Source organism: Colwellia demingiae (assembly GCF_007954275.1).
GTDB lineage: Bacteria > Pseudomonadota > Gammaproteobacteria > Enterobacterales > Alteromonadaceae > Colwellia > Colwellia demingiae.
The window spans coordinates 148,702-171,706 of sequence record NZ_VOLT01000008.1; the positions used below are offsets into that span (position 1 = coordinate 148,702).

Annotated in this window: 19 protein-coding genes and 1 pseudogene; 7 read left to right on the forward strand and 13 right to left on the reverse strand. The window is 38.3% G+C overall.

What is annotated here, in order from left to right:
• The 4 genes and pseudogenes from ESZ36_RS15925 to ESZ36_RS23210 all read right to left on the reverse strand — a co-directional run.
• Entirely contained in the window at positions 1-675 is a 675-nt protein-coding gene (locus tag ESZ36_RS15925) for a paraquat-inducible protein A (RefSeq protein WP_146789693.1), read from the reverse strand.
• Positions 662-1,312 carry a paraquat-inducible protein A gene (locus tag ESZ36_RS15930; protein WP_146789694.1) on the reverse strand — a complete coding sequence of 217 codons (651 nt, stop codon included), beginning with the start codon at positions 1,310-1,312 and terminating at the stop codon, positions 662-664. The genes ESZ36_RS15925 and ESZ36_RS15930 overlap by 14 nt, the downstream gene beginning before the upstream one ends.
• 422 nt (positions 1,313-1,734) lie before the next feature.
• Positions 1,735-2,304, reverse strand: coding sequence for a c-type cytochrome (locus ESZ36_RS23205; RefSeq protein WP_425457407.1), 570 nt, complete (start codon positions 2,302-2,304; stop codon positions 1,735-1,737).
• Positions 2,305-2,409: 105 nt separating this feature from the next.
• A pseudogene (locus ESZ36_RS23210) lies at positions 2,410-2,691 on the reverse strand (c-type cytochrome); the annotation flags it as partial.
• 244 nt (positions 2,692-2,935) lie between these two features.
• Between ESZ36_RS23210 and yihA the strand changes: the two are divergent.
• Positions 2,936-3,601 carry a ribosome biogenesis GTP-binding protein YihA/YsxC gene (gene yihA, locus ESZ36_RS15940; protein ID WP_146789698.1) on the forward strand — a complete coding sequence of 222 codons (666 nt, stop codon included), beginning with the start codon at positions 2,936-2,938 and terminating at the stop codon, positions 3,599-3,601.
• A gap of 165 nt (positions 3,602-3,766) precedes the next feature.
• Here the strand turns inward: yihA and ESZ36_RS15945 are convergent, their stop codons facing one another.
• The 7 genes from ESZ36_RS15945 to ESZ36_RS15975 form a co-directional block, all read right to left on the reverse strand.
• Positions 3,767-5,572, reverse strand: a complete 1,806-nt coding sequence (locus ESZ36_RS15945; protein ID WP_146789700.1) for an ABC transporter ATP-binding protein/permease — start codon at positions 5,570-5,572, stop codon at positions 3,767-3,769.
• A 487-nt stretch (positions 5,573-6,059) separates the two neighbouring features.
• Positions 6,060-6,815: an MBL fold metallo-hydrolase gene (locus ESZ36_RS15950; protein ID WP_146789702.1), complete on the reverse strand. Its 756-nt coding sequence runs from the start codon at positions 6,813-6,815 to the stop codon at positions 6,060-6,062.
• A 232-nt stretch (positions 6,816-7,047) separates the two neighbouring features.
• Entirely contained in the window at positions 7,048-10,140 is a 3,093-nt protein-coding gene (locus ESZ36_RS15955) for an efflux RND transporter permease subunit (RefSeq protein ID WP_146789790.1), read from the reverse strand.
• A 12-nt stretch (positions 10,141-10,152) separates the two neighbouring features.
• Entirely contained in the window at positions 10,153-11,286 is a 1,134-nt protein-coding gene (locus ESZ36_RS15960; RefSeq protein ID WP_146789704.1) for an efflux RND transporter periplasmic adaptor subunit, read from the reverse strand.
• A gap of 120 nt (positions 11,287-11,406) precedes the next feature.
• Positions 11,407-12,141 carry a TetR/AcrR family transcriptional regulator gene (locus ESZ36_RS15965; RefSeq protein WP_146789706.1) on the reverse strand — a complete coding sequence of 245 codons (735 nt, stop codon included), beginning with the start codon at positions 12,139-12,141 and terminating at the stop codon, positions 11,407-11,409.
• A gap of 118 nt (positions 12,142-12,259) precedes the next feature.
• The gene (locus ESZ36_RS15970; protein WP_146789708.1) at positions 12,260-12,718 is read right to left on the reverse strand and encodes a GNAT family N-acetyltransferase; all 459 of its coding nucleotides are present in this window, start codon (positions 12,716-12,718) and stop codon (positions 12,260-12,262) included.
• Between the two features lie 187 nt (positions 12,719-12,905).
• Positions 12,906-13,298 (reverse strand): DUF2750 domain-containing protein, encoded by a 393-nt coding sequence (locus ESZ36_RS15975; protein WP_011041166.1) that lies wholly within the window; start codon positions 13,296-13,298, stop codon positions 12,906-12,908.
• A gap of 525 nt (positions 13,299-13,823) precedes the next feature.
• On the opposite strand from ESZ36_RS15975, the gene ubiE reads away from it, so the two are divergent.
• From ubiE to ubiB, 3 genes are all read left to right on the forward strand, one after another.
• Positions 13,824-14,639 (forward strand): bifunctional demethylmenaquinone methyltransferase/2-methoxy-6-polyprenyl-1,4-benzoquinol methylase UbiE, encoded by an 816-nt coding sequence (ubiE, locus tag ESZ36_RS15980; protein WP_146789710.1) that lies wholly within the window; start codon positions 13,824-13,826, stop codon positions 14,637-14,639.
• 2 nt (positions 14,640-14,641) lie between these two features.
• Positions 14,642-15,361, forward strand: coding sequence for a ubiquinone biosynthesis accessory factor UbiJ (locus tag ESZ36_RS15985; protein WP_146789712.1), 720 nt, complete (start codon positions 14,642-14,644; stop codon positions 15,359-15,361).
• A gap of 68 nt (positions 15,362-15,429) precedes the next feature.
• Entirely contained in the window at positions 15,430-16,998 is a 1,569-nt protein-coding gene (gene ubiB, locus ESZ36_RS15990; protein ID WP_146789714.1) for a ubiquinone biosynthesis regulatory protein kinase UbiB, read from the forward strand.
• A 189-nt stretch (positions 16,999-17,187) separates the two neighbouring features.
• Here ubiB and ESZ36_RS15995 read toward each other — a convergent pair whose 3' ends face one another.
• Positions 17,188-17,796: a hypothetical protein gene (locus tag ESZ36_RS15995; RefSeq protein ID WP_146789715.1), complete on the reverse strand. Its 609-nt coding sequence runs from the start codon at positions 17,794-17,796 to the stop codon at positions 17,188-17,190.
• Between the two features lie 140 nt (positions 17,797-17,936).
• On the reverse strand, positions 17,937-19,970 hold the full coding sequence (rep, locus tag ESZ36_RS16000) for a DNA helicase Rep (protein ID WP_146789717.1): 2,034 nt from the start codon (positions 19,968-19,970) through the stop codon (positions 17,937-17,939).
• 113 nt (positions 19,971-20,083) lie between these two features.
• Here rep and ubiK point away from each other — a divergent pair, with 113 nt between their 5' ends.
• From ubiK to ESZ36_RS16015, 3 genes are all read left to right on the forward strand, one after another.
• Entirely contained in the window at positions 20,084-20,335 is a 252-nt protein-coding gene (gene ubiK, locus ESZ36_RS16005) for a ubiquinone biosynthesis accessory factor UbiK (protein WP_146789720.1), read from the forward strand.
• Between the two features lie 95 nt (positions 20,336-20,430).
• On the forward strand, positions 20,431-21,843 hold the full coding sequence (locus tag ESZ36_RS16010; protein WP_146789722.1) for a phosphohexomutase domain-containing protein: 1,413 nt from the start codon (positions 20,431-20,433) through the stop codon (positions 21,841-21,843).
• A gap of 9 nt (positions 21,844-21,852) precedes the next feature.
• Positions 21,853-22,437 carry a hypothetical protein gene (locus tag ESZ36_RS16015; RefSeq protein ID WP_146789724.1) on the forward strand — a complete coding sequence of 195 codons (585 nt, stop codon included), beginning with the start codon at positions 21,853-21,855 and terminating at the stop codon, positions 22,435-22,437.
• Positions 22,438-23,005 lie beyond the last annotated feature (568 nt).

The window sequence follows — 23,005 nt, forward strand, 5'->3', positions numbered from 1 at the left end:
CTATCCCTTTTCTTCTGGTAAAGTGCCTGGCGAATTTTCTGATAATAATAGCGCTTGTGTTGCTATTTTATTATCCGCTTTTTTATCCCACAACAAACGCGGGTCAAAACTGTTAGCAGCAAACATGGTGAAAATTACCGTAATGGTAAAATAGTTGATTGCAGGACCTGCAGCTACTGAGGTTACAAACCCAAGTTCAACCACAGTCACCATTAAAGCAACAACGAAAACATCAAGCATTGACCATGGCCCTAATACCTCAAGCATATGATAAAACTTACTATGTTTGTCTGGTTTTAAACGAATTCCCGTATGCACTTTATAAACTAGCACAAATAAGCCGATAATTTTTAATAAAGGCACTATGATACTGGCAGTAAAGATAATCACAGCTATAGGGTATAAACCATGGTCAATAAACTCGCCGATGCCTGACAAAATAGTTGCTTCATCACCAATACCCAATTGATAGACGATCATTATTGGGTAAAGGTTTGCAGGAATAAAGGCTAACAAAGCAGCAAAGTTCCACGCCAAGGTGTATTGTAAACTGTTACGCTTACGTTGATAGAACATACCATTACAGCGGCTACACTGCTGGGGTTCTGCTTTTAAACTATTAAGCTTGTGACACTTAGGGCATAACGTTAGCTCAAGTTGTTTAGCTGTTTTCATCTTGTGCCTCGTCTTTTGAAAAAGCTTGCTCTAGCTTGTCCCAAATATAGTCTTGATCTAGAGCTACAGCGGACATAGTAGAGCAAATTAACCAAAGAATAAAAGCCAGTAAGCCAAGATTAACTGATAGCTCAGTGTCATCAATTAGCTTATACATAGATACGACAATACCAAGCATAAAGACGTTGAGCATAGCCCAGTTATCAAGATGATGATAAGCGCGGAAGAAGTTTAATAAGGATGGTTTTAACTTATTGAATTTAAAACTATAGGAAATATAAAGCGCACCGGCTAAACGTACAATGGGTACAGCAATAGCGAATAGAAAGACCAAACAGGCAATCATAAAAAATCCGCGGTCAATCAACACTAAAATACAATCAAATAAAGAAGCTTGATGAAATTGTCCTGCCAAGGTTACACCCATAATGGGTAGTAAAATTGCGGGTAACATTAACAGTAAGCCAGCAAGAGACCAGTTAAAGCTGCGCTCAATAGAATCGACTTTTCGTTCTATCAAGGTGCTGCCACAACGGTTGCATTTGGCAAGTTGCCCTTGTTTCAATTGTGGCCTGTCATATAGCGCATCACATTGCTGACAAGCGACTAATAATGAGGTGTTAGTGTTGTTGTTCATTTCGCTGCTAGTTATCCATTTATACCAATTTGATTAAATTTCTTCCCAACTCAGAGCTATGTTAAATGTTCAATAACAAGGCAAATTTATTTAGGTCTAGTCATTCTAAATCGAATGAATTTAACGATGTTAATGGGCATTAAACAAGCTCCCAAAGGGCGAGTTTAAAAGGCTTACATGCGGCGTTATTGATTTTGACAAGGACGCTGCATGGATGCAGCTTATTAGAGAATGCAGGAGCACATTCTCCTGAATAACCATTCTCTTCAATCAATGTCTTGCCTCTAAGCCTTTTAATTCTCGCTGAGTGGGAAAGAACTTAATCAACTTGGTATTACTAATTATGCAAAAGTATAATGAAAAAAAAGCAGCGATAAACGCTGCTTTTTTAGAAACTTGTTAATGAAGCAACCAAGCCATTATTATTTTAATGACGTGATGTATTGAGAAACAGCTTCAATATCAGCATCTGACAATTTAATCGCGATATTACGCATAATACCATTGTTGTCATTACCACGACTGCCATCGCGGAAGCTAGCAAGTTGCTTTTTCAAGTAATCTTTACTTTGACCAGTAAGGCTTGGGAAACCAGCTTGCTTCATGCCTTTACCTGATACGCCATGACACGCAATACATGCTGTAATACCTTTAGCTGCATCGCCGCCTAGGTATAATTTATGGCCTGATACATTTGACTCACCAGTACCTGCTTTAGTGTTTTGTACTGCAAAGTATGCAGCTAAGTCATTCATGTCTTCTTGAGTAAGACCTGCAACCATACCAGCCATTATTGGGTCGTTACGATTACCTGATTTGAAATCAGCTAATTGCTTAGCAATATAGTTAGCACTTTGACCAGCAAGACTAGGATACATTGGTACTAAGCTGTTACCGTCGGCGCCGTGACAAGCCGCACACGCTGCTGATTTGTTTTTACCTGCAGCTACATTACCTGCGTAAATTGCTGCTGCTGGTGTAGAAGAAACGATTTCAACGTTTCCTGCTGCGGGAGCAGTTGCTGGTGCTGCACCTGTGCTTGTATCTGCACTTGATGATGCTGCCGCTTGCTCATTTGCACTAGGTAAACTTGAGAAGTGAGCCGCTAAATCAGCCATATCTGCATCAGATAAGTTAGCTGCCATAGGTGCCATCATGGCATCGGTACGAGCGCCTGATTTAAAATCTTTTAATTGCTTTATGATGTAAGCGTCATTTTGACCGGCAATATTAGGGAACATAGGACTTCCACTAACACCTGTAGGACCGTGACAAGCGCTACAAGCACCTGATTTTTCTTTGCCTGCGTTTGCATCTGCGGCTTGTACAGCACTTACTGAACTTAAAGCTACAAATAGCGAAAAGATAATTTTTTTCATTGAGTTGCTCTCTGCTTGTCAATAATTACGTAGCTATTTGAACAAAATATTAGCTATCTAATTAAGAAATGATAAAAAAAGTATGATGGATGTCGGCATTTTACACGAATATTAGTCCTGTGTAATAGTGGATAAGTAAAAATTGAACAAAAAAAACCATAAATTCACAGTTTTATGCATTTTTTTAATAATAAAAGTGAAAGAAAAACGCTATAATGGCGAAAATTTTAAACGAGTGAAGCCCTTGTCTTCTACAAAGATACATTTAACTAAAGCCGCCTTTACCATAAGCGCTCCAGATATTCGCCGTTTACCAGCTGATTCTGGTATTGAAGTTGCTTTTGCAGGGCGCTCTAATGCAGGTAAATCAAGTGCTTTGAATACGCTAACCAATCAACGTGGTTTAGCACGCATTAGTAAAACTCCAGGTCGAACTCAGCTTATCAATGTATTTGAAGTAGCAGAAAATAGACGTCTTATTGATTTACCTGGTTATGGCTTTGCCCAAGTGCCATTAGCAATGAAGAAAAAATGGCAAAAAGCACTGGGTGAATATTTAGAAAAGCGCCAGTGTTTAAAAGGCTTAGTTGTTTTAATGGATATCCGTCATCCATTAAAAGACTTAGACATGGATTTAATACAGTGGGCCGCTGATAGTGATTTACCAGTTTTGGCTTTATTAACTAAGTGTGACAAATTATCGCAAGGTAAACGTAGTTCAGAAGTATTAGCGGTGAAAAAAGCATTATCATCATTAAATGCTGATATTAAAGTGCAGGCTTTTTCATCACTTAAATATACCGGAAAAGAACAAGCTGACGCAGTTATTTGTGAGTGGCTTGAACAAGAAGCAGAAGAGTATGTTTTACCTGAAGAAGATGATTTTGATGAATTTTCTGAAGAAGAATAATATTGTTGCAAGGTAAAATCACCGCAAAGTGATATTAAAGTGCAGTAATTACCTCATACTGTTAAAAAGGGAGAAAGCATTACGCTATTCTCCTTTTTTTGTGCCTGTTGTTTTGATAATCATAAAGAAAAACTATCTACTTAAGCTAATGTAAACTTAGTGAAACTAACTCAGCTTTTTAAACTGTAATTCCACCAATCGTTGATATAATTCACAGTTCTGTAATAGCGACTGGTGATCACCCATTTCAACCAAGCTGCCACCATCAAGTACAGCAATTTGATCGGCGTGTTGTATGGTTGATAATCGGTGCGCGATTATAATGGTGGTGCGACCACGCATTAACTCTTCTAATGCTTGTTGTACATGATGTTCACTCTCACTATCAAGGGCACTAGTCGCTTCATCTAACAGTAAAATATGCGGGTCTTTTAATATTGCACGCGCAATAGCAATACGTTGGCGTTGACCGCCCGATAATCGCACACCACGTTCACCCAAAAAGCTGTTATAACCTTCAGGCAACTGACTTATAAATTCATGAGCATGGGCTTTTTTAGCCGCCGAGATCACTTCTTCATCACTAGCATCTGGTTTGCCGTAACGTATATTATGAAAAACGTCACTACTAAATAGTGCAGGTTGTTGTGGTACTAAGGCCATTTGTTGGCGAAGATCTTTCGGATCAAGCTGACGTATATCAGTGCCACCTAAGGTAATACGACCAACTTGGGGGTCGTAAAAACGTTGTAGTAATTCAAATAAGGTAGTTTTTCCTGCGCCAGACGGACCCACTAACGCTAATACCTTGCCTTGCTCAGCTATTAAGTTAAGCATTTTGGTTGCTGCTTGGTCCGGACGAGAAGGGTAGTTAAAACTGACCGCTTCAAAAGCAATTTGTGCGTTGAGATCTTTAGCTGAAATGGTATTTTCTACCGGAGGGAGAATATGACTTTCAACCTGTAAAATCTCTATCAGCCTTTCTGTCGCTCCAGCTGCACGCTGTAATTCCCCTAATACTTCTGAAATAGTGGCTAAAGATGAAGCGACTAAAATGGCATAAAATACAAAAGCACCTAAATCTCCGCCGCTCATTTTACCTTGAATAACATCGCTACCACCGACCCACAACATGCCAGTAATAGCGCCAAAAACGATAATAATAACGCCAGCAATTAATGTGGCTCGCTGTTTTATACGATGACGGCCAATATTAAATGACTTTTCAACTTCCTTGCCAAAAGAAAGTCTTTCATGCTTTTCGTGGGTATAACTTTGCACCGTTTTAATGTGCTCTATTGCCTCACCAGCATAACTACCAACATCGGCCATTGAGTCTTGGCTTTTGCGTGATAATTTTCTGACTTTACGACCATAAAATAATATAGGTACCAAGATAAAAGGCACTGACAGTAAAACAATGAAAGTTAATTTAATATTGGTAGCGAATAACATCACTAACGCACCTAATAGCATTAATAAGCTGCGGATAGCCATAGAAAAGGACGAGCCAATAATACTTTGTAGCAAGGTAGTGTCGGTAGTAATGCGCGACATAATATCGCCGCTGCCATTGGTTTCAAAATAACTCGGATGCAAAGTTATGACATGATTAAAAACGGCTAAGCGAATATCAGCACTGACTCGCTCACCTAGCCAAGAAACCAGATAGAAACGGAAAAATGTTCCCCCAGCAATTAACACAGTAATAGCCAATATAAATAGCACCGCGTGTTGTAATTGCTGTATTGATTGTTGAGCAAAACCTTCATCAATGAGCATTCTTACCCCTTGGCCCACCGATAGCATTACACCAGCGGTAAAAATAAGGGCAATAAAAGCGGCTAGCACCTGACTTTTATAAGGGCGAATAAATTGAATAAGCTCAAGAAGAATGGAGATCTTTTTCTTTTCAGGAGCATCAATTGAAGCATTCTCTGCTAGATCACTAGCAGCAGGTTGGTCAGACATAAAATCTCAGAGTCTATTACTAGCCATTAAGTATATTAGCGACTAGTGAATGAATTATTGAACAATAGTTTACGCTTTACGTAGACGTTGAACTAGAAAGTTTTACTGGAAATTGATGTAAGCATGTAAAAGGAAGTAATACTATTAGCGGGAATTGATGTTTTTATAGATAAAAAAAAGCCGATGGTATTTTCAGAACTAATAAGTAGTTATGAATTACATCGGCAAAGCTTATGGGGAAGCTACAAAAAAATTATTACAATAAGTGTTCGCTTAAGAACAAGGTAATTATAGAGTAACAACTCTACACAAGTAAAGTCATTTATAGAGTAATTACTCTTTTTCTTTGATTTAGATCATTATTAACCAATTTGTTCATAAAATAAGCTCATGTTTATTGTAAAAAACGAAGTTGTTAATGACATAAATGAACAAAACTCAGTTGCTTCAGTATCAAAATCATTAGTTTTTACACTTATTTTCAGTTTCAATTACGAATTTTCTTAAATGGTTTGAACAACCTCGATTTAACTGACCGCCAATGTGTTTTTGGTATTTTAGGTGCTAATGATAATAAATGTTGGTAATCATGTTCTGTTGGAGTTACTTCACCGCCATGCGCAAGAATTATACTTTGTGGCTTTAATTCGATGATTTTGTGGAGCGAGGCCCGATAACGATTAGGGTAAAATATAGGGAAGGGCGGGATGAATTTATTCTTTACCTTAACTATTAAATCAGCAACATATACTTTATTACTGGGCAGGTGGTGTAAGGATAAATCCCTATCTGTATGACCTTGAGTCGCTAGAGCAACCCATTCAGAAAATCCGGGTAATTGCTCACCGTCATCAAGTTTATAATCGGCGATTAACTGACTAGAATACCAGAAGTTAAGACGCGGTTTTTTCATGCGTTTTGCTACCCATTTAGCTAATAGAATGTCAGCAAGATGCATGAGCCGACCGTCTATGCCAGAGTACCATTGGCCCCTGACATTGGCAGCAGCAACTTTACACCCAGTTAGTTTTCGAAGCTTATCGGCGGCGCCCGCATGATCAGGATGCATGTGTGTTACGACGACTAAGGTTAAATCATTGAAAGAACGTTGTAAGGTCTTGGTGATAAAATGCTTGAGCATAGAAATATCTGAGCGACAGCAACCATCAAGCAATAGTAGCCTATCAGGATACTCTGCTAGTAAAATTGTTTGAATATGGCCATCTATGTGATGTAACTTCATAATGTTAAAGCTGCGCAGTGAAAAATTTAATGTCGCTTTATACAGTAAAAGAAAAAGCTCACGTGTGCACTCTATTTACTTATCTTAAGAAATATACTCACTATGACCCATCTTTATGATGTCAGCGCACTTGGCAAGAAAACTAATATTAAGTGATAGATTCAATTTTACCTTAGGTTAATAACTACCCGTCTGTCCTTAGCGGATGGGTATACGTGTTATTACAAAATAGTTAATGATTTACTTTCTGCAAAGCTTCGTCAGAAACTTGCATCTCTTCACCGATAATTTTTTGTCTCTTTTCTGCTAAGAGTAAATAGAAACTTGGTAAAATAAACAAGGTGAAGATAGTACCAATAAACATACCTGCGACTAAAATAATACCAATACTATTTCGCGCTTCTGCACCAGCACCTGTCACTAATACTAACGGGAAATGCCCCAATATAGTGGCTGCTGTGGTCATTAAAATAGGACGTAGACGTGTGGTTGCCGCTTCAGTTACTGCAGCGAGTTTATTCGCGCCGAGCTCTTGTGCATGATTAGCAAATTCAACAATCAAAATCCCGTTTTTAGCAATTAAACCTATTAAGGTAATTAACCCTATTTGCGAATAAATATTAATAGTGGTTAATTCAATATAAGGGATGAGTAGGGCACCTGATAAGGCCAATGGTACACAGCCAAGCAATACAACCAACGGGTCTCTAAAGCTATTAAACTGTATCGCTAATACCAAAAATACAATCAATAAAGAAATACCCAATACCATAACTAAGGTATTACCCTCTTTACGTAATTGTCTTGATTCTCCCGCATAATCAATGGAATACCCTAGAGGTAATATTTCTTTTGCTGCATCTTCAATAGCTGATAACGCCGCTTCTTTATTCGATCCTGGCGCAACACCTCCGTAGATTCTAAAAGACGCTTGCTGAGCAAAAGTTCCCAGTTGTCTAGGTACGGTTTTCCATTTTAAATCTGCTACGGCTGAAACGGGCAATAACTCACCGGTAGGTAATTTAATATCCAATGATAAAATTGCTTCAGTTTTACTACGCACTTCATCATTTACAATAGGGATCACTCGATAAGCTTTGCCATTAGCATCAAAGCGATTCACAAAATTGCTCGATAATAAAACACCTAATTGTTCGCTTACTGCGCCGACGTTCATGCCTAAATCGGCAATTTTCTCTCGATTTAATTGCAATTCTACTTGCGGTAAATCTATTTTCAGATCGGTATCAGCAAACAGGAATTTACCGCTAGCAAATGCGGCACCAACAAGTTGATCCGCATATTGCTTCATTTCGCTATACGGGGCAGTTGCTTTAACAATCATTTCTATTTCAAATTGACCGGAACTCGGTAATGAGGATGGCAAAATAGGAAACATGTTAAGTCCCGGGATTTGCGATAATTTACCATAAATTTTAGGTACTAGAGATTGCGCGCTGTAATCACGATTGTCAGCATTAACTAACTCTAAACCGCCAAATCCGCCGCCACCAAAAATTATTTGCCATATTTGCTTACCGCCTTCAATTTCTTGTAAGCTTTCAATAACAGGGTTCATTTGCGCAACGTTATAAGCCATTGACGCATCAGGAGGGGATTGAATGACAAACATAACGGTGGCTTGATCTTCTATTGGTGCCAATTCTTTTTTTGAATAGAGATAGAAAGGTACAGTGAGCAGTGAGACGACTAGCGCTATTAAAAATACTTGTCCCTGCCACTTAAATATATGGTTTAACAATTGTCCATATTTTCGTTGTAGCCTTTCAAAAATATGGTTTACTTTAGTGGTTAACCAACTTTCCTCGCCACCTTTGGGTGACACATAAGCGCTCATGATCGGTGACAAAGTAATAGCAACGATACCTGAAATGATGACGGCAATGGCTAGAGTAAAAGCAAACTCTTTGAACAATACACCTGTTAGCCCTGATAAAAAGCCAATAGGAGCGTAAACGGCTGCCAGAGTTAATGTCATTGAAATGATAGGCACAAGCAGCTGGCGAGAGCTAATGAGCGCCGCATCAAATTTCGACAAACCTTGGCGCATTAAGCGTGCAACGTTTTCAACCACCACAATGGCATCATCTACCACTAAACCAACGGATAACACTATCGCTAATACGGTTAATAGGTTTAACGAAAATCCCATCATACCCATGGCGGCAATTGCGCCTAAAATAGAGATAGGTATGGTAATTAAAGGGACTATAGCGCTTCTAAATGAACCCATAAGTAGCACAACAACTAAGCCAACTAAAATAACCGTTTCGGCGAGCGTGGTAAAAATTTCTCTTAATGCATCGCGCATGTATAAAGTGCCGTCGTAGGCATAATCAATTGAAATACCGTGGGGTAGCGTTTTGTTCAGTTCATCAACTTTTTTATATAATCTATCACCAATGGCAATCTCATTAGCGCCAGGTAAAGGCCAAATAGAAATATAAACAGCATCTTTATCGTTTAATCTTGCGGTGACACTGGTATCTTCTGCGGCGAGTTCAATCTTCGCGACATCTTTTAAATAAATAGTAGCACCATCAATCTCACTAATGACTAGTTGTTGAAATTCTTCAACACTACTGAGTTGTGTATTGGCAACAATATCAATTTTCTGCCGACTATTTTCCACATAGCCCATAGTGGCTATGGTGTTATTTGCTGCTAAGGCTTGATATACATCACTAGCACTTAAGTTAAATACCTGTAGTGCTTGCGCATTGAGCCATACGCGCATTGCAGGTGTTCTCGCACCTTCAATACCCACGCGTTGTACGCCTTCAATAGCATTTAAAACAGGGTTTACTTGGCGAGTTAAATAGTCAGTAATACGTGATAAGTCATTACCATTGGCTTGGACATTTAAGTAAAAGACAGCAAAGGGTCTATCGGCACGACTGACTGACACAACAGGGTCTTGAGCTCCTTGGGGTAATTCAAAACGAATTTGTCCTAATCTTGCTGTTAACTCTGCCAATGCCAGTGTTGAGTTCTCATTTAACTTGAGCCAAGCGGTTACTTTAGAGCTGCCAGAAGTACTTGTTGAATCAACGTATTCAACGCCAGGTACAGTCGCGGCTGCACGTTCAATGGGCTCGGTTATGAAGCCTTTTACTACGTCAGCTGAAGCACCAATATAATAAGTTTCAATCACTAATGAGGCACTGTCTATTTTGGGAAATTGCAGTACAGGAATTTTACTTGCTGACCAAAGACCAGCAATACAGATAATGATAGATAAGACAATCGCAACGACTGGTCGTCTTACAAATATGTCCATTACAGATGGTTTACTTTCTTGCATCATAATCCCTTATTATTGCGCGCTAGCATCAGAAACTACTGTTTGAGGCTTGTCTTTGGTTGTATCAGTAGCAATTGCATCAGCAAGGTATACTTTCATGCCTGGAAATAACTTGAACGCGCCTTTATTTGCAATAAGTTGTCCTGCTTCTACACCAGCAAGGATCATAACCTGTTCACCTTGTCGTTCACCCAACTCAACGGGGACTTGTTTAGCGCGATAGCTACCTGCTTCATCAGCTTCTAAAACAAAGACATAGTTACCTAATGCATCACGTTTTATGGCTAAATCAGGCACAACAGTATGCGTTGCTTTATTCGCAATAGGCACGATCACCGATACCAAGGTATTGGGTTTCAATGCTAACGTTGCTGATGGCAGTTGCGCGCGATATTTTAAGTGACGAGAAAGGCGAGATAACTGTGGGTCGATAGCTATAATTTTTGCTTCAAATATCGAATCTTGATTGATAGGGCTAATTTTTACCGTCGAAGATAAAGCTAATTCTTGGTAAAGTTGCGGCAGCTTGAAATCAATCCAAGTAAAGTCATTAACACCAACAAGTTCAAGTACTTGACTGTTTATATCTAAATATTGGCCAACTTCTAAAGTATGAATGCCTACCTTAGCGGTAAATGGCGCGGTCAACGTCTTTTTATCGATAGCTGTGGTGATCACTGATATATCTGCTTTTGCTATTTGTACTGCAGCGCGAGCTTGATCAACTTGCTCTTCACTAATTCCACGATTTTTATGCAGCTTAATATTACGGTCTAAGGTTTGTTGATTTAATGTCAGTGTCGCTTTAGCTGCCATTAAGCGTGCATCTTCGTCACGATGGTCTAGTGCAAGTAATACTTGCCCCTTATTAACAACCTGTCCAGAGGCTGCATTTAAATGGGTAATTTCACCCGCTAGTTCGTTATTGAGCATTAAATATTTAAATGCCTGCACTTCACCACTGACTTTAATCTGTTTTTGATAGCTAATATTAGCCACCTTCACAGCGGTTACTGTTGCTGCCATTTCAGGCATATTGGCTGCTTGGTCATTCGCGGCTTGTTGTAGCGATGATTTATAGCTCTGTAAGCCAAAAATGGTGCCGGCTAATATGATTATTACTAAAAGCCATTTAATTATGTTCATGATTGTTCCTTTATCTTTTTATTCAGATACTTAAATTCTATGTCTAAGTAATTTTGTGTTTGTCAGCGGCACCGATTTGATTTTGTTAGTTGTAGTAAATCAATGCAAAACCTTTGTTTCTTATCTAAGTTCTGCGCTTGTTAGGTGCAGGCAAACTTTTTTAATATCTCCATCTGAAATTTTTTGCTGCCAGTCGTATGTGTTTACTAAACGTTTCATCGTGCGAATATGTGGATTATCTGCGGCTAGCACGAAGGTATTATTTTCACTACTTTCATTAGTCTTTTCATCAAGATCATTTTTTAAACATTGATGTAAATGCACCGTTTGAAAGTAACCAACCGATAACGACCAAGTGCCTAAGTTTATTTCTTCAATATCTCGGCTACCTGATATTAGTTCGCCAGAATCAGCGGCAGCTTGCAAAAGTTGCTGAAACATCGTTTGGCATCGTTCTTCGCACGCATTCATTTGCGTTAACCAACGCTCTGAACATCGTTTCATCATTGCTTCAGTATTAACAATGCTTTCGAGCTGATTATCAAAGTTATACATTTGAACTTTAGAAAAATCTAACAAACTTGTCGCTAGAATGCGCTCTGGCGTTGTTAAGGGTAAAGCATGTACTTTTTTAAACACGGATTGTCGTTCTTGATACATGCGCGTGGCTAAAGCAATAAGGACATCTTCTTTACATTGTACAAATTTATAAACAGATCCCATGGACAGGCCCGCTAATTTAGCAATGGCTGACATGGAAAAGTCTAATAAACTACTTTCCTGTATTGCTTTAATTGCAGCACATATAATTAATCTTTCTTGTTCTTCTGCACTAAATCGTGGAGCTGGAGCCATGTGTAACCTATGTGATATCTATAGATAATTTTATTCGAATATCATTCAAATGACGATAAATGTTATTTTAACTTACTTTTTGTTAAGTTCAAGTACAAAATTATTCAGGGTAGTTTATCTAGCTAATGGTTTTAGTCATAAAAGTACTGTAAGGATCTTCTTGATAATCGGCAAAGGGCGGGCAAACTTGAAAACCAAGTTGTTGGTAGAGTTTTTGTGCCGGTAAAAAGGCGGCCATAGTGCCTGTTTCCAAACTTAGTTTTTGGTAACCACGACTACTTGCTTCGCGGATCATATATTCCAAAAGTAATTTAGCCATGCCTTGGCGTAAAAAGTCTGGTGAGGTTCGCATGGATTTAATTTCACCATGAGCATTGTCTAACTCTTTTAAGGCACCACAGCCTGCTAATGCATCATCTTTCCAAGCACACCAAAAGGTGATGTCCTCTTGCGCTAATGCTGATAAATCGAGTGCATGTACACTTTCTTCTGGAGAGTGTAACAACATATCTTGATGATGCTGATCTAACAATGCGATGACTGCAGGATGTGTTAGTGAACCAATGCGGATTTCCATTTTTACCTCTAGATACTATTGATTGTCGGGTTAGAAATCTTTCAATGTAAAGTGAATTTATCCGTGATTGGATTTTGTACCATTTGTACCATTATTTATTAGGAATTGTTCAGGAGCATATTCTCCTGAATCAATCTGACCTCTTTAAACTCGATTTTCAAAATATCATAGGGGTATATATAGCCATTTACTTTCGATTTTGTTTCTTGGTTTCTTTTAATAAGGCTTCTTCAAACTCTTCAGGAAATAATACCAAGCCTTGATTATCTTGATTTGGAAAAGTAACCAACGCTAGTTCATCATCGACTAAGCCAGTACTCCAGCGACTGTACCATTTGTCTAATGATATAGCTTCAGCTTTACATTCCTGCCATTCATCGGTTGCCCAGCGTTGCGCAAACTCTTCGTTTGGCCATACAGGCACGCAATCTTCATCTTCGGTATTTAACATTACACAACCATGCTCGTCAGCTAATATCCAAATTTCTTTGTTGCTAACCACTTGTTGAAGTAAGTAGCTTAAACGCTTTTCTTCATCGTATTTTTCTATGGTATTGAGTTGTTCGCTGCTGATTGACATGGTTGCCTAGGAGGTTTGTATAGATGAACAATATTTTACCGTGTTAAGGCGGAGCAAACAACTCGATTGATTTTGCTGATTAACAGTACAAGTTAGAGTCGTTGCTTAATTACTTATCTAGTTTCTAATGGATCTAAGCTATTTGAAATAAGGGGGATGAGAATAGTTTTATGGTAGAGACAAAAATAAGGCAAAAAAAAACCGATAGCAAGGCTATCGGTGACTTAGCTATGAGGAAAGCTAAAATATTCAATTATTACAACAAGCGTCCGCATTAGAGAACGCAGAGAAGTATAGAGTACATGCTCTATACTCGCAAGATAAATTTGTAATTTTATTTCATATTTGTTGCTTTATTACATTAAATCTAGCCTAAATAAATGTCTTTTAAGTATTTATTACTGATTTATGACACCTTTGTTTTAGTTAGATCAATAAAAAGTCAGTAGGGCATTTGGTGATTTAGCATGCATACAGTAAACTATCGGCAATTATAGTTTTAATATTGCTTTAAGTGAAAATATCATGTCCCCCACAGATCAAAACTCTCAAGCCAGTGACTTATCTACAACCCCACATACGTCAGTCGATGCAGACAATGAAAGCACGACGCATTTTGGCTATAAAACGATAGAAAAAGACGACAAAATTTCTATGGTTGCAGGGGTATTTCACTCGGTGGCTAAGCAATACGATGTGATGAATGATTTAATGTCATTTGGTATTCATCGTTTGTGGAAACGTTTTACTATTGATGCAAGCGGTGTACGCCCAGGCAATAAGGTCTTAGATCTAGCGGGTGGTACGGGTGATTTAACGGCTAAGTTTTCGAAGTTAGTTGGACGAGAAGGCAAAGTTATATTAGCTGATATTAACAGCTCAATGTTAAATGTGGGTCGTGATAAATTACGCGATAAAGGCTTAGTTCAAAATATTGAATATGTACAAGCAAATGCTGAATATTTACCTTTTGAAGAAAATACTTTTGATATTGTCACCATCGCCTTTGGCTTACGTAATGTCACGGATAAAGACAAAGCCTTGCGCTCTATTTATTCTGTACTAAAACCGGGTGGACGTTTACTCGTTTTAGAGTTTTCAAAACCAGAACATGAATTATTGAATAAAGCTTATGACTTCTATTCATTCAATATATTGCCTAAAATGGGCGAACTGGTAGCAAAAGATGGTGAAAGTTATCAATACTTAGCCGAGTCAATTCGTATGCACCCAGATCAAGAAACCTTGAAAGATATGATGGAAAAAGCTGGTTTTGAACAAACGAGCTTTAAAAACTTAACTGGTGGGGTAGTTGCTTTACACAAAGGTTATAAGTTTTAACAATGAAACCTTCTAATAACCAGGCTGATACTCAATTAAGTAAGCAATTAAGTAATCAGCTCAGTACTCAATTTGGCACCAAGTTGAGTGACAGTTTATTATTACCACAAGTGGCAACGGCAACGCTTGAATTAATCATTAATAAGGCGTTAAGTTTAAATAATAAATCACTCTCTTTTGCTACTGTCGCTCAAAAAACATTAATGCTTGAGTTGGCAGAACTCTCATTCCCGTTATGTTTTACTGTTGATAATACTTCTAGCCCAGTTGTGATCATTGTTAGGTCTACTATTGAATGTAGTGATTGCAGCATAAAAACGAGCGTTAGTACGCTTAAAAAATTAAAAGCCAATCAGTCTCTGACACAATTAATTAAACAAGATGAGCTGGATGTTAGTGGTGATATCAAAATAGCACAACAATTTGCCAACATTGCACAATCACTTGAAATAGATTGGCAAACAGAGCTTGCTAAACACCTTGGTGACGTACCTACTCATAAACTTTTACAGTTTGGTAATAAAATTACCAAATCGCTTTTGGCTACAGGTAAGCAACTTGAAGCGGATATTAGCGAGTATCTTGTACATGAAAAACGTTTGGTAGTGACAAGTAGTCAAATAAATGCTTTTAATCAACAAACTAAAGACGCTGCGAGTAAGGTTGATAGCTTGTCTGCGCGTATCGATAAACTTGTTGCCAATATAGCAGGCAAGCAGTAAAAATTTAGTTAGCGAATAACACTAATAGCTCTATCAGCACTAATAATATATAGGAAATAATAACCGTCGTGAGTAGTCAACGTCTTTATCAAATAGTCAAAACTTTCTTAAATTTCGGTTTGGACGAGATGGTACCTGCGGATATGTTGCCTTGGTATGCCAAAGTCGGCAGGCACAGCTTATTTTGGTTGAGAAATAAGCATAAAGATAAAACCCCAGAGCAGCGTTTTCGCTTGGCTATAGAATCTTTAGGGCCTGTTTTTATTAAGTTTGGCCAAATGCTGTCAACTCGACGTGACTTATTGCCACCCGAATTAGCCAATGAACTCGCCTTACTACAAGACAAAGTAACCCCGTTTGACGGTGAACAAGCAAGACAGCTTATCATTAATGCAATGGGCATAGATGTTTTTGAAAAACACTTTAAAGACTTCGATCTTATCCCTTTAGCATCTGCCTCTATTGCGCAAGTTCATACTGCAACACTACTTACAACTGATAAAAATGAGAATATCGTTATTAAGGTGTTGCGACCTAATATCAGTAAAACTATTTTAGCCGACATTAAAGTGATGTCATTGTTTGCTGGCGTCGTAGCGCGTTGGTTACCGGATGGTAAGCGTTTACGTCCAAAAGAAGTGGTTGAGGAATATCGAAAAACCATTTTAGATGAATTAGATCTTAATCGTGAAGCAGCTAATGCTATTCAATTAAAGCGTAATTTTGAACAAGGCAGTGAGTACGACAAAGCGCTTTACGTACCTGAAATTCATAGTGCATATAGTTTTGAAAATGTTTTGGTTATGGAGCGTATATATGGCATTGGTGTGGGTGAGGTAGAGACTCTTAACCAGCTTGGTGTGAATATGAAATTACTGGCTGAACGCGGCGTAGAGGTTTTTTTCACACAAGTATTTCGTGACAGTTTCTTTCATGCTGATATGCATCCAGGTAATGTTTTTGTCGATGCCACTAGCCCAGAAGACCCTACTTGGATTGCTATTGATTGCGGTATTGTTGGTACATTAAATCGCGAAGATAAACGCTATTTAGCTGAAAACTTCGTTGCCTTTTTTAATCGTGATTATCGAAAAGTTGCTCAATTACATGTTGATTCTGGTTGGGTGCCAGCCAATACTAGTGTGGATGAATTTGAGTTTGCTATTCGCACTGTTTGTGAGCCTATTTTCAACAAACCATTGTCAGAAATATCTTTTGGACAAGTATTAGTTAATTTATTCAATACTGCGCGTCGCTTTAATATGGAAGTACAACCGCAACTTGTTTTACTGCAAAAAACCTTGTTGTATATTGAAGGTTTGGGTCGTCAGCTTTATCCGCAGTTAGATTTATGGCAAACAGCAAAACCATTTTTAGAAAACTGGGTGAAAGAGCAAATGGGCGTTAAAGCAGTTTTAAGTAAAATTAAAGCTAATTTACCCTTTTGGAACGAAAAACTACCTGAAATGCCTGACTTAATTTACGACTACTTAAAAACTAGCCGTGAAAACCAGCACCAACAAACGCAGTTAATGCAAACACTGTTGGCGAACCAGAGTAAAAATAACCATCGCATTATCTACAGTATTGTTGCTGCAGCAGCTATTATTGCAGGGGCGATTCTGTTAAGCCACTAGCATTTAATTACTCGTAGCTGGTTGTTAGATAATGCAGGAGCTATTCTCCTCAACCAATGCCTTGCCTTGAAACCATATAATCTTGGCTAGGTGCTCAATAAATTAGTCTGATTGGTATTACTTAGGTGGCGAGAGTAATACTCTTCTAAAGAATGTTAGTAAAACAACACAAAGTTTTAATACAGTATGTTATTTGATAAGTGTTGCTATTCCTTTGCTAACACCATAAATATCGTTAGGATAAAACCCTAAGGTTACATGAAAGTCTTTATCAGTTAACATTAAGTTCTGACGATAACTTGATGCCTGTGGGGATTGAGCAACAACAAAATATGTTGTTTTATCATTTTTACTTACTTGCCCTAAGCCCATTAAAGATACAGACATAACTGTCCCGATATCAACCTCTTTTGTGACTGATTTGTATTCGTATGGATTAATTAATGTCATGTGGAAAGTCTGATGATCTCTTTCGCTTTGGTATTGTCGATAACGAGTAAAATCATCACCTAGTATTTCCTTCATTTGAGATAAATACAGCTCAATATCGGCTGCGTTCACCTTCCCCCCTATATAAATTAAGCCGCTATTATCAGTTAATTCAACGATTTCTAATTGAATAACTAATGCCTTTTTTACGGTTGGAACAGTATCAGACATAGGTACTTCTTTAGGTTGATTATTGGTGCTCTCAGCTAAAGACTTGGGTAGTGTATTGGCAGACAAAGTCGCTTGCCAAAATATTATAAGAGTGAGTAAAACACCTTTTAAATTAGCTATATTATTGATTTTTTTCATCTATAGATATCACTTAATTACACATTGAATTTAGAGTTAATTAATACCTGAATAATTTCTTGAGCCTACACTAATATTTACATATTGTTCAGGTGAATAAATATCACTCAAGTTAAATCGTTCAAGTTAAGGCTGTAAACTTATTTTTTAGCTTCCTTGGCTTTAGCTAGCTGAGCACGTAAACCGGCCATGCCCTGTTTATTTGATTGCTCAACATGCTCAACCGTCTTTTTCTTCGCTGCACCTAATTCCCAATTTAAATCATCTTGCGGTAATTCATGCAAGAATCGACTGGCTTCAGTACGAGACAATTCACCAAACTGACGGCGTTCTCTCGCGTAAGTGAATATTAACTCACGTTGAGCGCGGGTAATACCCACATAAGCAAGGCGACGTTCTTCTTCAACACTGCCTTCATCAATACTGGTTTGATGGGGTAATAAACCTTCTTCCATACCTATTAAGAATACATAAGGAAATTCTAGGCCTTTAGAGGCGTGCAGTGTCATCAACTGAACTTGATCGTTACTGTCTTCCTCTTCATTGCGCTCCATCATGTCGCGCAAAGTTAAACGAGTAACAATTTGCGGTAACGTCATGGGCTCTTCGTCATCACTACCTTCAAGCATTTGGGTAACCCAGCTGAAGAGTTCGGTAACGTTTTTCATGCGCATCTCGGCTGCTTTAGCACTCATCGAGGTATCGTATAGGTAATCTTCGTAATTAATTTGTCGGATCATAGAGCGTAATACTGCGGCAGTATCACCGCGTTCAGCCTGATCAGCAATATCAACGACCCATTGCGTGAATGCTTGCATTTTCATTAAGCTTCGACCGGTTAAGGTTTGTTCTAAGCCAAGTTCAAAACTGGCAGCAAACATACTAATTTGGCGCATGTTAGCGTAAGTACCTAATTTCTCTAAGGTAGCAGGTCCTAACTCACGCTTAGGGACATTAACAATACGTAAAAAGGCATTGTCATCATCAGGGTTAACCAGTACGCGCAAATAGGCCATGACATCTTTTATTTCTGGACGGGAGAAAAACGAAGTACCGCCACTGATTTTATAAGGAATACGGTTTTGCATTAGTGCTTTTTCAAGCAAACGAGATTGGTGATTACCACGATAAAGTACCGCGTAATCTTTATATTGGCTGCGGTTCATAAAGCGATGACCAATGAGTTCACCTATAACGCGCTCAATCTCATTCTCTTCATTTTTTGCTTGTATAACTCTTAACTCGACTCCGTAGGCAAGTTCACTAAATAATGCTTTGTCGTACACATGCGGATTATTGGCAATAAGTACATTGGCACATTTTAAGATACGACCACTGGAACGATAATTTTGCTCAAGTTTAATTAATTTTAACGCAGGGAAATCTTTACCAAGCAGTATTAAGTTCTCTGGTTTAGCACCACGCCATGAATAAATAGACTGATCATCATCGCCCACTACAGTTAAGCGACCACGTTCGCCGGTAATGTTCTTAACTAATTCGTATTGGCTAGCGTTAGTATCCTGATATTCATCCACCAATAAATAACGAATTTTGTTCTGCCAACGCTCACGCACTTCAGGATAGTTTTTCATTAACAATGTTGGGATCAGAATCAGATCATCAAAATCCAATGCATTGTATGCTTTCATATGCTTATGATAGCGCTGATAAAATTCAGCATATTCACTGCTGTCGGCATCATTTGCAGCTTTTAGAGCATCATCAGGTAAGAATAAGTCGTTTTTCCAATTTGAAATTTTGCTTTGCAGTTTACTCAATAAATCTTTATCACCATCAAGTTCATCAATGGTTAATTCCTTGAGTAATGCTAGGCTGTCTTGATCATCAAATAAGGTAAAGCCGGGCTTGTAACCCAGGATCTTTATTTCTCGACGAACAATATCAAGCCCTAGCGAGTGAAACGTAGAGACCGTTAAACCACGAGTCAGGTCTCGACCGAGCATTTTTTGAATACGCTCTTTCATTTCACGTGCCGCTTTATTGGTAAACGTTACCGCGGCAATATTACGTGCTTTGTAATCACACTTTTGAATGAGGTAGGCGATTTTTTGACAAATAACCCCGGTTTTACCTGAGCCAGCGCCAGCCAATACTAGACATGGACCACTCACAAATTTTACCGCTTCATTTTGTCCGGGATTTAGTTTCATTACTTTTATCGTTATTTAATTCGAATAAACTTTCATGTGGTAGATTTTACCTGTTTTTAGTCATCGGCAAAACAGTTACAATGCTAACAAGTGAAAATTGATGAGAAATTATTATGTTGAATGCAAAAAAAATTGAAGAAATTGCCAAGCAAGTAACAGAATCTATCCCTCCTGGCTTAAAAAGTATGGCGAGTGATTTTGAAGATAAAGCGAAATCTGTTTTACAGAGTAAATTATCACAGCTTGATGTGGTAACACGCGAAGAATTTGATGTGCAAACGCAAGTATTGATCAAAACACGCGCCAAAATTTCTGAGCTTGAAGCTAAATTAGCTGAATTAGAAGAAAAAATAACATCAAGCTAATCTAATATAAGTTAACTGTACTCTTTATTTACTACTGTTTTATTCTCAATAGTTAACCACCATTATTCATACAATACCAAGGACGAGATTATTCCATGTCACCATCTAAAGTTGCCTTAACATCAGGCCCTTCTGCAATTACTTGTTTCAAAGCTTATGATATCCGCGGAAAATTAGGCGAACAATTAAATACTGATGTTGCTTATCGCGTTGGTCGCGCTTTTGCCCAACATACACAAGCAAAAACCGTGGTAGTGGGGGGGGATATTCGCTTAACCAGTGAAGAGTTAAAGCTTGCTTTGGCGGAAGGTTTAATGGCTGGTGGTACTAACGTTATTGATTTAGGTTTAGCGGGTACAGAACATATTTACTTCGCGACCAGTCACTTACAATGCGACGGTGGCATTGTCGTTACAGCAAGTCATAATCCTATTGATTACAATGGCATGAAGCTAGTACGTGAAAATTCAAAACCTATCAGTGGTGATACGGGGCTTTTCGATATTCAAGCGCTTGCCGAAAAAAACGACTTTGTTGATGTTGAAATAGTAGGTAAGCTAACAAAGGTTGATATTACTCAGCCTTATACAGAACACTTATTAACCTATATCGACGATAAAAACATCACCCCGTTGAAGTTGGTAGTAAATGCTGGAAATGGTACGGCAGGCCCTGCGCTTGATGCCATTGAAAGCGCCTTTAATGCGCTGAATGTTCCGGTTGAATTTATTAAAGTACATCATCAGCCTGATGGTAGCTTCCCTAACGGTATTCCAAATCCATTACTTATCGAAAACCGTGCAGCAACGCGTGATGCGGTAATTAAACATGGTGCTGATATGGGTATTGCTTGGGATGGCGATTTTGATCGTTGTTTCTTGTTTGATGAAAACGGCGAGTTTATTGAAGGTTATTATATTGTTGGTTTATTAGCCGAGAATTTTTTAAATAAAATTGAAGGCAGTAAAGCAGAAGCAAAAATAATCCATGACCCTCGCTTAACGTGGAATACTATTGATATTGCTGAAAAAGCAGGTGGTCAAGCCATTCAAAGTAAAACGGGTCACGCTTTTATCAAAGAACGTATGCGTAGTGAAGATGCTATTTATGGCGGTGAAATGAGTGCTCATCATTATTTCCGTGATTTTTTCTATTGCGATAGCGGTATGATCCCTTGGTTGTTAATTGCTGAACTTGTGTGTTTACGTAAACAACCGCTTTCTAGTTTAGTAAAAGAACGTATAGCGGCTTACCCTTCATCGGGTGAAATTAATAATACCATTGCCGATCCTAAAGCAGCCATCGCCCGTGTTTTTGCTTTTTATCAAGAGCAAGCACAAGTGATTGATAAAACAGATGGGATCAGTATGGAGTTTGGTAACTGGCGCTTTAACTTGCGAAGCAGCAATACAGAGCCAGTGGTTCGTTTAAATGTTGAGTCTAAAGGTGATGTGGCATTAATGCAGGAAAAAACAGAGCAAGTATTAGCTTTGTTATTGGCTGAGTAGTCTTCTTTTATGACTGAGAGCGAGTATTACTCTTATCGCATGCTTTCATTTACTGAATTTATTGACCTATATAAAATTCAGTATGAAACCCAGCATAAAGGTAAGATGCCGAAGGCGAGGTTATTTGAATTAACCCTACCTTGGTTAGCGGCGACTGAGGAATTTATGCTCAGCGCTAAGAGTAAAGTGATCGTTCATTGCTTACATCAAATAGTTGATGGAGAAGAGCCGATATTAAGTATTGCTTGGCCTTTGGTGCATACTTTTGATAATAGTGCTATCAAGAAAAGTGCATCGTCAAAGCATCATATTACATCGTTAACGAGTTTCTACTCATCAGTTGCAGAGCCAATATTTTTCACTTCCTCAGTTAAAGAAGACCTACAGCAATTATTTTCCTATATAGCGCAAGAACATCAGTGGCATAGTATGCAACTTGGTGCTTTTGAAGAGGGGATAGTTGCACAAGCACTAGTTGAATACTTTCCTTATCAACGCATATTTTCTAAAACGGATAATGTCTATCAAACAGGGAACAGTAATTATGCCAGCTATTATCAACAAAGACCTAGTCAGTTACGCAATCCTTTTTAACGCAAAAGCAGCTACTCTTTTCTCAATTATCTTTTTCGAAGTTAGTCTTATCTAAAACTGAGACAAACGGATAAGTGAGCAAGGTGTTATTTTTAGCAATAATGGCAGACAATTAGTTGTCATTGAGCATTTGCCAGAGCCAATTCATCAAGGGCAGGCTAATACAGGCGTGATCATTGTTGTTGGTGGTCCACAAACTCGCGTTGGTAGCCACTGACTATTTGTTCATTTGGCTATATGGGGGTTATGCGATGCAGCATCGGCTATTTTACTTTACCTCAATGAACGTCCTCAACAAGTGAAGATAAAACAAGTGTTCTTAGTAAACCCTTGGGGTAGGCAAATACAAATCCAAGTAAAAGCTTATCTTCGTAGCTATTATGTTCAACGATTTATTAGTAAAGATTTTTGGCAAAATTTTTACCAGGAAAAGTCAAAACAAAATCGACATTTACTGATATTCAAAGTTTCCATCAGCAAAGCCAAGCCAGTAATGATATTAATAAGTAAGACTACTTTGTAACGCAAATGCTACAAGGGTTAAATTAGTTTGACGGTACGTGTGATA

Bases quoted from the DNA above. Each gene is read 5' to 3' on its own strand.
- ESZ36_RS15925 (WP_146789693.1), bottom strand. From the start codon at position 675: ATGAAAACAGCTAAACAACTTGAGCTAACGTTATGCCCTAAGTGTCAC.
- ESZ36_RS15930 (WP_146789694.1), bottom strand. From the start codon at position 1,312: ATGAACAACAACACTAACACCTCATTATTAGTCGCTTGTCAGCAATGT.
- ESZ36_RS15945 (WP_146789700.1), bottom strand. From the start codon at position 5,572: ATGTCTGACCAACCTGCTGCTAGTGATCTAGCAGAGAATGCTTCAATT.
- ESZ36_RS15950 (WP_146789702.1), bottom strand. From the start codon at position 6,815: ATGAAGTTACATCACATAGATGGCCATATTCAAACAATTTTACTAGCA.
- ESZ36_RS15955 (WP_146789790.1), bottom strand. From the start codon at position 10,140: ATGCAAGAAAGTAAACCATCTGTAATGGACATATTTGTAAGACGACCA.
- ESZ36_RS15960 (WP_146789704.1), bottom strand. From the start codon at position 11,286: ATGAACATAATTAAATGGCTTTTAGTAATAATCATATTAGCCGGCACC.
- ESZ36_RS15965 (WP_146789706.1), bottom strand. From the start codon at position 12,141: ATGGCTCCAGCTCCACGATTTAGTGCAGAAGAACAAGAAAGATTAATT.
- ESZ36_RS15970 (WP_146789708.1), bottom strand. From the start codon at position 12,718: ATGGAAATCCGCATTGGTTCACTAACACATCCTGCAGTCATCGCATTG.
- ESZ36_RS15975 (WP_011041166.1), bottom strand. From the start codon at position 13,298: ATGTCAATCAGCAGCGAACAACTCAATACCATAGAAAAATACGATGAA.
- ubiE (WP_146789710.1), top strand. From the start codon at position 13,824: ATGTCCCCCACAGATCAAAACTCTCAAGCCAGTGACTTATCTACAACC.
- ESZ36_RS15985 (WP_146789712.1), top strand. From the start codon at position 14,642: ATGAAACCTTCTAATAACCAGGCTGATACTCAATTAAGTAAGCAATTA.
- ESZ36_RS15995 (WP_146789715.1), bottom strand. From the start codon at position 17,796: ATGAAAAAAATCAATAATATAGCTAATTTAAAAGGTGTTTTACTCACT.
- rep (WP_146789717.1), bottom strand. From the start codon at position 19,970: ATGAAACTAAATCCCGGACAAAATGAAGCGGTAAAATTTGTGAGTGGT.
- ubiK (WP_146789720.1), top strand. From the start codon at position 20,084: ATGTTGAATGCAAAAAAAATTGAAGAAATTGCCAAGCAAGTAACAGAA.
- ESZ36_RS16010 (WP_146789722.1), top strand. From the start codon at position 20,431: ATGTCACCATCTAAAGTTGCCTTAACATCAGGCCCTTCTGCAATTACT.
- ESZ36_RS16015 (WP_146789724.1), top strand. From the start codon at position 21,853: ATGACTGAGAGCGAGTATTACTCTTATCGCATGCTTTCATTTACTGAA.